The sequence below is a fragment of the Escherichia sp. MOD1-EC5990 genome, assembly GCF_002965285.1.
Classification (GTDB): Bacteria; Pseudomonadota; Gammaproteobacteria; order Enterobacterales; family Enterobacteriaceae; genus Escherichia; species Escherichia coli_F.
Genome location: NZ_PTRV01000002.1, coordinates 284531 through 296362 on the forward strand (window position 1 = coordinate 284531; position 11832 = coordinate 296362).

Genomic DNA, 11832 nt, shown 5'->3' on the forward strand with positions numbered 1-11832 from the left:
TCTTAACGTTATGAATAAACTCATTGAACTCAGACGCGCCAAAATGTTGGCGCTCTCTTTACTGCTTATCGCCGCTGCTACCTTTGTCGTTACGCTGTTTTTGCCGCCCAATTTTTGGGTGAGCGGCGTGAAGGCGATTGCTGAAGCGGCGATGGTCGGCGCGCTGGCGGACTGGTTTGCGGTGGTGGCGCTGTTTCGCCGCGTGCCGATTCCGATCATTTCTCGTCATACGGCGATTATCCCGCGTAATAAAGACCGGATTGGCGAAAATCTCGGCCAGTTCGTGCAGGAAAAATTTCTCGATACCCAGTCGCTGGTGGCATTGATTCGACGTCACGAACCGGCGTTGTTGATTGGCAACTGGTTTAGTCAGCCGGAGAACGCCCGCCGCGTTGGTCAGCATCTGTTGCAGATCATGAGCGGTTTTCTTGAACTGACCGATGATGCGCGTATTCAGCGCCTGCTTAAGCGCGCGGTCCATCGGGCGATTGATAAGGTCGATCTTTCCGGCACCAGTGCGTTGATGCTGGAGAGTATGACCAAAAACAATCGTCATCAGGTGCTGCTGGATACGCTGATCGCACAGTTGATCGCCCTTCTCCAGCGCGATAAATCGCGCAAGTTTATTGCCCAGCAAATTGTTCGCTGGCTGGAGAGCGAGCATCCGCTGAAAGCCAAAATTTTGCCTACTGAATGGCTGGGCGAACATAGCGCGGAGTTGGTTTCTGACGCGGTGAATTCTTTGCTTGATGATATCAGCCGCGATCGTGCGCATCAGATCCGCCATGCATTTGATCGCGCCACCTTTGCCCTGATCGACAAGTTGAAAAACGATCCGGAAATGGCAGCGCGAGCCGATGCCGTAAAAAGTTATCTGAAAGAAGATGAAGCTTTTAACCGCTATCTCAGTGAATTGTGGGGGGATTTACGGGAATGGCTGAAAGCGGATATCAACAGTGAAGATTCTCGTGTGAAAGAACGTATCGCGCGGGCGGGTCAATGGTTTGGCGAAACGTTAATTGCCGATGATGCCTTGCGGGCATCGTTAAATGGTCACCTGGAACAAGCCGCGCACCGCGTCGCGCCTGAGTTTTCCGCATTCCTGACGCGCCACATCAGCGATACAGTAAAAAGCTGGGATGCTCGGGATATGTCGCGGCAAATCGAGTTAAATATCGGCAAAGATCTGCAGTTTATCCGTGTCAACGGTACGCTGGTTGGCGGTTGTATTGGGCTAATTTTATATTTGTTGTCGCAGCTCCCGGCCTTGTTCCCCCTCAGCAATTTTTAGAAATCCATGAAAAACTAAGTGGCTAACCGCGAGAGAGATCAAATAAACCACACTAAAAGAATGGTAATAATGTGGCCTCTTTTCATTATCTCCCGTGGTACGGGGAAGGAAAATCATGTCACTTGTCACCGATCTACCCGCCATTTTCGATCAGTTCTCTGAAGCTCGCCAGAAAGGCTTTCTCACCGTCATGGATCTCAAGGAGCGCGGCATTCCGCTGGTTGGCACTTACTGCACCTTTATGCCGCAAGAGATCCCGATGGCAGCCGGTGCGGTTGTGGTTTCGCTCTGTTCTACCTCTGATGAAACCATTGAAGAAGCGGAGAAAGATCTGCCGCGCAACCTCTGCCCGCTGATTAAAAGCAGCTACGGCTTCGGCAAAACCGATAAATGCCCCTACTTCTACTTTTCGGATCTGGTGGTCGGTGAAACCACCTGCGACGGCAAAAAGAAAATGTATGAATACATGGCGGAGTTTAAGCCCGTTCATGTGATGCAGTTGCCGAACAGCGTTAAGGACGATGCCTCGCGTGCGTTATGGAAAGCCGAGATGCTGCGCTTGCAAAAAACGGTAGAAGAACGTTTTGGGCACGAGATTAGCGAAGATGCTCTGCGCGATGCCATTGCGCTGAAAAACCGCGAACGTCGCGCACTGGCCAATTTTTATCATCTTGGGCAGTTAAATCCTCCGGCGCTTAGCGGCAGCGACATTCTGAAAGTGGTCTACGGCGCAACCTTCCGGTTCGATAAAGAGGCGTTGATCAATGAACTGGATGCAATGACCGCCCGCGTTCGTCAGCAGTGGGAAGAAGGCCAGCGACTGGACCCGCGTCCACGCATTTTAATCACCGGCTGCCCGATTGGCGGCGCAGCAGAAAAAGTGGTGCGGGCAATTGAAGAGAATGGCGGCTGGGTTGTCGGTTATGAAAACTGCACTGGGGCGAAAGCGACCGAGCAATGCGTGGCGGAAACGGGCGATGTCTACGACGCGCTGGCGGATAAATATCTGGCGATTGGCTGCTCCTGTGTTTCGCCGAACGATCAGCGCCTGCAAATGCTCAGCCAGATGGTGGAAGAATATCAGGTCGATGGCGTAGTTGATGTGATTTTGCAGGCGTGCCATACCTACGCGGTGGAATCGCTGGCGATTAAACGTCATGTGCGTCAGCAGCACAACATTCCTTATATCGCTATTGAAACAGACTATTCCACCTCAGATGTCGGGCAGCTCAGTACCCGTGTCGCGGCCTTTATTGAGATGCTGTAAGGAGTGGCAGTGACATATTCGATTGGCATTGATTCTGGTTCTACCGCCACCAAAGGGATCTTACTGGCAGACGGCGTGATTACGCGCCGTTTCCTCGTTCCAACACCCTTTCGTCCGGCAACAGCAATTACTGAAGCCTGGGAAACTCTGCGCGAAGGGTTAGAGACAACGCCGTTTCTGACGCTCACCGGCTATGGACGGCAACTGGTGGATTTTGCCGATAAACAAGTGACGGAAATCTCCTGTCATGGGCTGGGCGCACGGTTTCTTGCGCCAGCAACGCGCGCGGTAATCGACATCGGTGGTCAGGACAGCAAAGTGATTCAGCTTGATGATGACGGTAACCTGTGCGATTTCCTGATGAATGACAAATGCGCGGCGGGCACCGGGCGTTTCCTGGAGGTGATCTCGCGCACGCTTGGCACCAGCGTCGAGCAACTCGACAGCATTACCGAAAATGTCACGCCGCACGCCATCACGAGTATGTGCACAGTGTTTGCCGAATCAGAAGTGATCAGCCTGCGCTCAGCGGGCGTCGCGCCAGAAGCGATTCTCGCCGGAGTGATTAACGCGATGGCGCGGAGGAGTGCCAATTTCATTGCTCGTCTCTCCTGTGAAGCGCCGATTCTGTTTACTGGTGGCGTTAGTCATTGCCAGACGTTTGCCCGGATGCTGGAATCTCATCTGGGAATGCCGGTAAATACCCATCCTGATGCGCAATTTGCTGGCGCAATTGGCGCGGCGGTAATTGGTCAACGAGTGAGGACACGCCGATGAAAGAGTTTTTATTTTTATTTCACTCCACAGTCGGCGTCATACAAACCCGCAAAGCGTTGCAGGCAGCGGGCATGACTTTTCGCGTCAGCGATATTCCCCGTGATTTACGCGGCGGCTGCGGGTTATGCATTTGGCTGACCTGTCCCCCCGGCGAGGAAATACAATGGGTGATCCCTGGGCTGACTGAGTCAATTTATTGTCAGCAGGATGGTGTCTGGCGCTGCATTGCACATTACCGGGTTTCTCCGCGTTAAGGATTCATTAAGGTCGCTACGTATACTTCTCGATATCTTATTGATTTGCCTTAAAGGGATTACCGTGACAAAAAGTATTTCGTTAAGTAAACGCATCTCCGTTATTGTGATTCTTTTTGCCATTGTGGCAGTGTGTACTTTCTTCGTGCAATCTTGCGCCCGTAAAAGCAATCATGCAGCATCATTTCAGAATTACCACGCCACCATTGACGGCAAAGAAATTGCAGGCATAACGAATAATATCTCTTCGCTGACCTGGTCGGCACAAAGCAATACTCTTTTTAGCACTATCAACAAACCTGCCGCCATTGTTGAAATGACCACCAATGGTGATTTTATCCGCACAATTCCTCTGGATTTTGTTAAGGATCTCGAGACGATCGAATACATTGGCGATAATCAGTTTGTCATTAGCGATGAGCGCGATTACGCCATTTATGTGATTTCACTGACCCCAAACTCGGAAGTAAAAATCCTCAAAAAAATAAAAATCCCGCTGCAAGACTCCCCAACCAATTGCGGTTTTGAAGGGTTGGCTTATTCTCGCCAGGATCACACTTTCTGGTTTTTTAAAGAGAAAAATCCGATTGAGGTCTACAAAGTTAACGGGCTGTTAAGTAGCAATGAATTACACATCAGCAAAGACGAGGCACTACAACGGCAATTTACTTTAGATGATGTGTCCGGCGCAGAATTTAACCAGCAAAAAAATACGCTTCTGGTGCTGTCTCATGAATCTCGCGCACTCCAGGAAGTAACCCTGGTTGGCGAGGTTATCGGTGAAATATCACTAACCAAAGGCAGTCGAGGTTTGTCGCATAACATCAAACAGGCCGAAGGGATTGCGATGGATGCCTCTGGTAATATTTATATCGTTAGCGAACCAAATCGTTTTTATCGCTTTACCCCTAAATCATCGCATTAACAGGCTGGCATATTTCACCTTTTTGTTATTAACTTGTTAACAACAAAAATGACATACAAGGTTAAACATGCCTTCGTCCTCGCATCCCGTAGAACGCTTTTCTTTCAGCACCGCGCTTTTCGGGATGCTGGTTCTGACCTTAGGTATGGGATTAGGTCGCTTCCTTTATACGCCTATGTTGCCCGTCATGATGGCGGAAGGGGCGTTTTCATTTAGCCAGCTCTCGTGGATTGCCAGCGGCAACTATGCGGGGTATCTGGCTGGCAGTCTGCTATTTTCGTTTGGCGCATTTCACCAGCCGTCGCGCCTGCGCCCATTTCTGTTGGTTTCTGCCCTGGCGAGCGGGTTGTTGATCCTCGCAATGGCATGGTTGCCGCCATTTATTCTGGTGTTATTGATTCGCTTCCTGGCGGGTGTCGCCAGCGCCGGTATGCTGATTTTTGGTTCGACGCTGATTATGCAGCACACGCGCCATCCTTTTGTGCTGGCAGCTTTGTTTTCTGGCGTTGGCATTGGCATTGCACTGGGCAACGAATATGTTCTGGCAGGCCTGCATTTTGCCTTCTCCTCGCAAACGTTATGGCAAGGCGCCGGGGCGCTTTCTGGCATGATGCTGATTGCACTTACGCTTTTAATGCCCTCGAAAAAACACGCCATCGCACCAATGCCATTGGCAAAAACGGAGCAACAGATAATGAGCTGGTGGTTACTGGCTATTCTGTACGGCCTGGCGGGATTTGGTTATATCATCGTCGCGACTTACCTGCCGCTCATGGCGAAAGATGCAGGCTCACCATTGTTAACCGCCCATCTCTGGACGTTAGTCGGCTTATCAATTGTGCCAGGCTGCTTTGGCTGGCTATGGGCAGCAAAACGTTGGGGGGCTTTGCCTTGCCTGACGGCGAATTTGCTGGTGCAGGCTATCAGTGTGCTGCTTACTCTCGCCAGCGACTCTCCTCTCTTGCTTATCATTAGTAGTATCGGTTTTGGCGGTACCTTTATGGGCACGACATCTCTGGTGATGACTATCGCCCGCCAACTGAGCGTTCCGGGAAATCTCAATCTTTTAGGCTTTGTGACGCTCATTTACGGCATTGGACAAATCCTCGGCCCGGCGCTGACCAGTATGCTCGGCAATGGAACATCGGCGCTTGCCAGCGCCACTCTCTGCGGCGCGGCGGCGTTGTTTATTGCTGCGCTTATCAGCACAGTGCAATTATTTAAGCTACAAGTGGTCACTTCATGAGGGAAGTTTCCCTTACCACTCAAGAAACTCAACCGCAACCGTTGATGTCAGCCAGACCCCGTTTTCCGCTTGCCAGAAAGGGAGGCCTCGTTTCGCCATTTCCTGTGCTTTGACGGTTAAAATAACCGGCGATCCGTGTCTTGCTCCCACTTTGCGTGCCGTTGCTTCATCAGCAGAGAGATGTACGTAGTGACGCTCACCTGCAATCAGCCCCTGTTTTTTTATCTCGTCAAGGAAACGGCTTGCCGTACCGTGGTAGAGAAACTGTGGCGGTGTTTTTTCGGCAAAGGAAATAGCGACCTGCGAAGTCGAATGCCCCTGAACCGCGCGGATGCACCTACCATCACTGGAATAACTAAAACGCTTTTTATCGCTGGTGGCAACCACAGTATCCAGCAATGCACGGGTTAACCGCTTGCCCGCTTTTTGGGCACAAAGTATGAGCTTATCGATATCCGCCCATCCTTCACGGTCCAGTACGATACCAATCGCCTCCGGTTTGTGTCGGAGGACAAAACTTAAAAACTTGCTCGTATCCGCCAGCTCTTTTTCGTTGTACTTTGCCATCGCGTTTTCGTCCCTGGATTATCTGTTTTTTATTTACTATGTCATTGTCACTGGGTTTATGAATTTTCTGCAACTCAATCCTGCGTAGAACCTTTTCCACACAGCGTAATTTTACCGCTATGCAAAAAACGCATAGTCAGAAACATACTTGCATTTTCCCCATACCCACATGGCTGATAAGGTTTTTCAGCTCCAGGAATTTTCCTGGCTCAAGCAACACACAAACACAAAAAAACAATGGGGATTGTTATGACACAACAAGGGGATGCTGTAGCCGGGGAGCTGGCGACAGAAAAAGTGGGCATTAAAGGGTATCTGGCTTTTTTTCTCACCATAATCTTTTTTTCCGGTGTTTTTTCCGGGACAGACAGTTGGTGGCGCGTTTTTGATTTTTCCGTTCTGAACGGATCGTTTGGGCAACTGCCTGGTGCGAACGGAGCCACCACCTCGTTTCGCGGCGCGGGTGGCGCGGGGGCTAAAGATGGCTTTCTCTTTGCGCTGGAGCTGGCACCGTCAGTCATTCTCTCTCTGGGGATTATTTCAATTACCGATGGTCTTGGCGGATTACGCGCCGCGCAGCAGTTAATGACGCCAGTGCTAAAACCGTTGTTGGGCATTCCAGGGATCTGCTCGCTGGCGCTGATCGCTAACCTGCAAAACACCGATGCCGCCGCAGGTATGACCAAAGAGCTGGCGCAGGAAGGTGAAATTACCGAACGCGATAAAGTGATTTTCGCCGCATATCAAACCAGCGGTAGCGCCATTATCACCAACTACTTCTCTTCCGGCGTCGCGGTGTTTGCCTTTCTGGGCACGTCCGTAATCGTACCTTTAGCAGTCATCCTGGTGTTTAAATTTGTCGGAGCCAACATTTTGCGCGTCTGGCTTAACTTCGAAGAACGTCGCAACCCAACGCAAGGAGCGCAAGCATGACAACTCAGGTCCGCAAAAACGTCATGGATATGTTTATCGATGGTGCGCGCCGTGGCTTTACTATCGCCACGACCAACCTGCTGCCAAACGTAGTGATGGCGTTTGTCATCATTCAGGCGCTGAAAATTACCGGCCTGCTCGACTGGGTGGGGCATATCTGTGAACCCGTAATGGCGCTGTGGGGATTACCCGGTGAAGCGGCAACCGTCCTTTTAGCCGCATTAATGAGTATGGGTGGCGCAGTCGGTGTTGCCGCCAGTCTGGCAACCGCTGGCGCATTAACCGGTCACGATGTCACCGTTTTACTGCCCGCGATGTATTTAATGGGCAACCCGGTGCAAAATGTCGGTCGCTGCCTGGGGACAGCCGAAGTGAATGCCAAATATTACCCGCATATCATTACGGTCTGCGTGATTAACGCATTGCTGTCGATCTGGGTTATGCAGCTTATTGTTTAACAAGGAGTTACCATGATTGATTATACCGCAGCCGGTTTTACCCTGCTGCAGGGAGCGCATTTGTATGCGCCGGAAGATCGGGGAATTTGCGATGTCCTCGTCGCTAACGGCAAAATTATCGCCGTTGCCAGTAATATCCCTTCTGACATTGTACCGGACTGCACGGTTGTCGATCTCAGCGGGCAGATCCTCTGCCCAGGTTTTATTGATCAACACGTCCATTTGATTGGCGGTGGCGGCGAAGCAGGTCCCACGACGCGCACGCCGGAAGTGGCGTTAAGTCGTCTGACGGAAGCAGGCGTCACGTCAGTGGTTGGTCTGCTGGGCACCGACTCTATCTCTCGCCACCCGGAATCCCTGCTCGCCAAGACCCGTGCGCTCAATGAAGAAGGCATCAGCGCCTGGATGCTGACCGGCGCTTATCATGTCCCTTCCCGCACTATTACGGGTTCCGTGGAAAAAGACGTGGCGATTATCGATCGCGTGATTGGCGTGAAATGCGCCATCTCTGATCACCGTTCTGCCGCACCGGACGTTTATCACCTGGCTAATATGGCGGCGGAATCCCGCGTTGGCGGTTTGCTCGGCGGTAAACCTGGCGTCACCGTGTTCCACATGGGCGACAGCAAAAAGGCGTTACAGCCTGTCTATGACCTGCTGGAAAACTGCGATGTGCCGATTAGCAAGTTGCTGCCGACCCACGTTAACCGCAACGTTCCGTTGTTTGAGCAGGCGCTGGAGTTCGCGCGCAAAGGCGGCACCATCGATATCACCAGCAGCATTGACGAACCAGTCGCCCCTGCCGAAGGTATTGCCCGCGCCGTTCAGGCGGGTATTCCGCTGGCACGCGTCACCCTCAGCTCCGACGGCAACGGTAGCCAGCCGTTCTTCGATGACGAAGGGAATTTAACCCATATCGGTGTTGCCGGTTTTGAAACGTTGCTGGAAACCGTGCAGGTGCTGGTCAAAGATTATGATTTCAGTATCAGCGATGCCCTGCGCCCGCTCACCAGTAGCGTAGCCGGTTTCCTTAACCTGAGCGGGAAAGGCGAAATTCTGCCAGGCAATGACGCAGACTTACTGGTCATGACGCCAGAATTACGCATTGAGCAGGTATACGCTCGCGGCAAGCTGATGGTCAAAGACGGCAAAGCCTGCGTGAAAGGAACGTTTGAAACGGCATAAACGGTTGTCAGCCGCCCGAATGGACGTAGAATGCCCGCAAGGGCGGCTGACAGAGTAAAACGTAATGGATGACTGTGGTGCGGTTTTGCATAATATTGAAACTAAATGGCTTTATGATTTTCTGACCCTGGAAAAATGCCGCAATTTTTCCCAGGCAGCAGTCAGTCGCAACGTCTCGCAACCGGCATTCAGCCGCCGCATCCGTGCGCTGGAACAGGCGATTGGCGTTGAATTGTTTAACCGCCAGGTGACGCCGCTGCAACTCTCGGAACAAGGTAAAATATTCCATTCGCAGATCCGCCATCTGTTGCAACAGTTAGAGAGCAACCTTGCAGAACTCCGTGGTGGCAGCGATTACGCGCAACGCAAAATTAAAATAGCCGCTGCACACTCTCTTTCCCTCGGGCTGTTACCGTCCATTATCAGCCAGATGCCGCCGCTCTTTACCTGGGCAATTGAAGCTATTGATGTCGATGAAGCGGTCGATAAACTGCGTGAAGGGCAAAGTGACTGTATTTTTTCCTTTCACGACGAAGATTTGCTGGAAGCGCCGTTTGACCACATTCGCTTATTTGAATCTCAATTGTTCCCTGTCTGCGCCAGTGACGAACACGGAGAAGCACTTTTTAACCTCGCGCAGCCACACTTTCCGTTACTGAATTACAGCCGCAACTCCTACATGGGGCGATTGATTAATCGCACCCTGACGCGCCACAGTGAGTTAAGTTTCAGCACCTTTTTTGTCTCTTCGATGAGCGAGCTTTTAAAGCAGGTTGCCCTCGACGGCTGTGGGATTGCCTGGCTGCCGGAGTACGCCATCCAACAAGAAATTCGCAGCGGGCAGCTCGTTGTACTGAATCGGGACGAACTGGTGATCCCGATTCAGGCCTATGCATACCGAATGAATACCCGCATGAATCCAGTTGCCGAACGCTTCTGGCGTGAACTGCGCGAGCTGGAGATTGTACTTAGCTGACATTCTCGAGCGTCGCACTACGCCAACCGCCATTATCCCAGACCAGATCAAACGTTAGCGGTTCATCGTCGTGGTACAGCATTATCTCAAGGCTGATCGCCAGCGTGTGGCTGTACGCTTCTTTCAGATTGACCTGCAACGCCGCAATCCGTGGCTCATGAAATAACAGTGCAGAACGCAGCTGACGGCAATACCAGCTCTGGAGATGTTTGTCGCTCTGGTTATGCACTTGCCACTCGGGCATGCCTGAAACAAGTAATGACGGTAATGCCGAATGAGGAGAATTAAAAAGAGTGAGGAGATCGCTACATATTGATTTACGCAGCGATGACGTTTTATTGCCTGAAATTTCAGGTAAAACAGCCTGACGTGATTGGCGCATCATTTTGCGCACTCCTGACGTTTAGCAACATATGCGGCTTGCCCTGAACACCGGGCACCACTGTATTGATGCTCATTTTCCATAGCCATTCCCTTTTGTTCATTACATCCATGTCAGTCTGAGACAGGCCTGAATCCTGTCAGCAAAGTATAAAACCTTACTTGCCTATGAATATCTACTGACTTTTCAGGAAAAAAGTCATGATTTGATAAAAATCATCAAACTCAAAAAAAAACCGCTAGTATATTCTGAATATTCCGAATAGTTACGTAGATGAAAATACTTGTCACCACCGCTACTTAATTCCGGTGTGAAATTATTTATTTCCGCATAATCAGCCATGTATTATTTGAAACAATTAGTTTGTAAATAATATAAATTGATAACATATCAAATACATCAAAAATACCATTCACAGGCATTATTAATATAGACATCAATATAGCAACATCAAATTCCAATTAGTAATAAGATATGCTTTTAAATTGCATGAAAATAATTTCAAATGAGCGTTTTTTGATACTTTAGAGTGTTTCCTACCCTTTAATATCACCGTGTAGAGTTGATATCACTACAACAGAAACATGCATGTCATTTGTTTACTTCTCATTTTACTACAGAAAAATTTATCTATTTTTCTAAACATCAGTGAAATACTCATAAAAGGTAACTATTATGTCTATGCCATTAAGCAATACCCTTCAGAGCCAAATTATTACAGATAATCACTTCCTTCATCATCCAAAAGTCGACAGTGAGTTAACACGTAAATATGAACGTGCACGCCTGGATACGGAAAATATCTATCTTCTGCCTCTTGCTCGTGGCAATAACCATAATTACGATGGAAAAAGCGTTGTCGAAATTAGAAAACTTGATATTAGTAAAGAGTCCTGGCCATTTAATTATGTGACAGAAGCATGCAGAGAATCCGATGGTATTACAACAACAGGACGTATGCTCTATCGAAACTTGAAAATCACCTCAGCTTTAGACGAAATATATGGTGGCATATGTAAAAAGGCGCATGCTGCTACAGAATTAGCAGAAGGTTTACGGCTAAATTTATTTATGAAGAGCCCTTTCGATCCTGTTGAGGACTATACAGTTCATGAAATAACATTAGGCCCTGGTTGCAATGTTCCAGGTTACGTCGGAACCACGATAGGATATATTTCAACCCTTCCAGTTTCTCAGGCAAAAAGATGGACCAATGAGCAGCCAAGAATTGATATCTATATTGATCAGATAATAACTGCCTCAGGGGTAGCAAATTCTTCCGGATTCGCCCTTGCCGCATTACTTAATGCTAATATTGAGATGGGAAATGACCCAATCATTGGTATAGAAGCCTATCCTGGTACCGCGGAGATCCATGCAAAAATGGGATATAAAGTTATCCCCGGTGATGAAGATGCGCCACTCAAACGCATGACTCTGCAACCGTCATCTCTTCCAGAACTGTTTGAATTAAAAAATGGTGAATGGAATTATATTGGTAAATAGCAACTGAGAAGAATGAGTACTAATATTCAGGTTATACAGATATTTAAACAATACCCTGCAATTTA

The 11832-nt window shown here is 49.5% G+C and carries 16 protein-coding genes; 11 read left to right on the plus strand and 5 right to left on the minus strand.

What is annotated here, in order from left to right; translation table 11 throughout:
• The first annotated feature begins 10 nt into the window (after positions 1-10).
• The 6 genes from BEB42_RS03600 to BEB42_RS03625 all read left to right on the plus strand — a co-directional run bounded on the left by BEB42_RS03600 (position 11) and on the right by BEB42_RS03625 (position 5760).
• Positions 11-1291 (plus strand): DUF445 domain-containing protein, encoded by a 1281-nt coding sequence (locus tag BEB42_RS03600; protein WP_001037400.1) that lies wholly within the window; start codon positions 11-13, stop codon positions 1289-1291.
• 115 nt (positions 1292-1406) lie between these two features.
• Positions 1407-2558: a double-cubane-cluster-containing anaerobic reductase gene (locus BEB42_RS03605; protein ID WP_001298064.1), complete on the plus strand. Its 1152-nt coding sequence runs from the start codon at positions 1407-1409 to the stop codon at positions 2556-2558.
• 9 nt (positions 2559-2567) lie between these two features.
• Positions 2568-3335 (plus strand): putative 2-hydroxyacyl-CoA dehydratase activator YjiL, encoded by a 768-nt coding sequence (gene yjiL, locus BEB42_RS03610; protein ID WP_000222495.1) that lies wholly within the window; start codon positions 2568-2570, stop codon positions 3333-3335.
• The gene (locus BEB42_RS03615) at positions 3332-3589 is read left to right on the plus strand and encodes a DUF3343 domain-containing protein (RefSeq protein ID WP_000657676.1); all 258 of its coding nucleotides are present in this window, start codon (positions 3332-3334) and stop codon (positions 3587-3589) included. The genes yjiL and BEB42_RS03615 overlap by 4 nt, the downstream gene beginning before the upstream one ends.
• A gap of 64 nt (positions 3590-3653) precedes the next feature.
• Entirely contained in the window at positions 3654-4514 is an 861-nt protein-coding gene (locus tag BEB42_RS03620) for an SdiA-regulated domain-containing protein (protein ID WP_001298932.1), read from the plus strand.
• Positions 4515-4581: 67 nt separating this feature from the next.
• The gene (locus BEB42_RS03625; RefSeq protein WP_001141196.1) at positions 4582-5760 is read left to right on the plus strand and encodes an MFS transporter; all 1179 of its coding nucleotides are present in this window, start codon (positions 4582-4584) and stop codon (positions 5758-5760) included.
• Between the two features lie 12 nt (positions 5761-5772).
• Here BEB42_RS03625 and kptA read toward each other — a convergent pair whose 3' ends face one another.
• Positions 5773-6327, minus strand: a complete 555-nt coding sequence (gene kptA, locus BEB42_RS03630; RefSeq protein ID WP_001151855.1) for an RNA 2'-phosphotransferase — start codon at positions 6325-6327, stop codon at positions 5773-5775.
• A 249-nt stretch (positions 6328-6576) separates the two neighbouring features.
• On the opposite strand from kptA, the gene BEB42_RS03635 reads away from it, so the two are divergent.
• The 4 genes from BEB42_RS03635 (at position 6577) to hypT (ending at position 9879) form a co-directional block, all read left to right on the plus strand.
• Entirely contained in the window at positions 6577-7260 is a 684-nt protein-coding gene (locus tag BEB42_RS03635; RefSeq protein ID WP_001295597.1) for a nucleoside recognition domain-containing protein, read from the plus strand.
• Positions 7257-7718, plus strand: coding sequence for a YjiG family protein (locus BEB42_RS03640; RefSeq protein WP_000211971.1), 462 nt, complete (start codon positions 7257-7259; stop codon positions 7716-7718). The genes BEB42_RS03635 and BEB42_RS03640 overlap by 4 nt, the downstream gene beginning before the upstream one ends.
• 12 nt (positions 7719-7730) lie before the next feature.
• On the plus strand, positions 7731-8903 hold the full coding sequence (iadA, locus tag BEB42_RS03645; RefSeq protein ID WP_000568416.1) for a beta-aspartyl-peptidase: 1173 nt from the start codon (positions 7731-7733) through the stop codon (positions 8901-8903).
• Positions 8904-8967: 64 nt separating this feature from the next.
• Entirely contained in the window at positions 8968-9879 is a 912-nt protein-coding gene (gene hypT, locus BEB42_RS03650) for a hypochlorite stress DNA-binding transcriptional regulator HypT (protein WP_000340758.1), read from the plus strand.
• Here the strand turns inward: hypT and iraD are convergent.
• From iraD to BEB42_RS27175, 4 genes are all read right to left on the minus strand, one after another.
• Complete coding sequence (gene iraD / locus BEB42_RS03655; protein WP_001297236.1) at positions 9872-10264, minus strand: anti-adapter protein IraD; 393 nt, start codon at positions 10262-10264, stop codon at positions 9872-9874. The genes hypT and iraD overlap by 8 nt on opposite strands.
• Complete coding sequence (gene idlP / locus BEB42_RS26170) at positions 10261-10344, minus strand: iraD leader peptide IdlP (protein ID WP_120795393.1); 84 nt, start codon at positions 10342-10344, stop codon at positions 10261-10263. The genes iraD and idlP overlap by 4 nt, the downstream gene beginning before the upstream one ends.
• A 115-nt stretch (positions 10345-10459) precedes the next feature.
• Complete coding sequence (gene ytiD / locus BEB42_RS26975; protein ID WP_001297228.1) at positions 10460-10603, minus strand: protein YtiD; 144 nt, start codon at positions 10601-10603, stop codon at positions 10460-10462.
• Entirely contained in the window at positions 10582-10698 is a 117-nt protein-coding gene (locus BEB42_RS27175) for a hypothetical protein (protein ID WP_001427063.1), read from the minus strand. Before BEB42_RS27175 ends, ytiD begins: the two co-directional genes overlap by 22 nt.
• A 238-nt stretch (positions 10699-10936) precedes the next feature.
• Here BEB42_RS27175 and BEB42_RS03665 point away from each other — a divergent pair, with 238 nt between their 5' ends.
• The gene (locus BEB42_RS03665) at positions 10937-11767 is read left to right on the plus strand and encodes a DUF2686 family protein (protein WP_105267167.1); all 831 of its coding nucleotides are present in this window, start codon (positions 10937-10939) and stop codon (positions 11765-11767) included.
• Positions 11768-11832 lie beyond the last annotated feature (65 nt).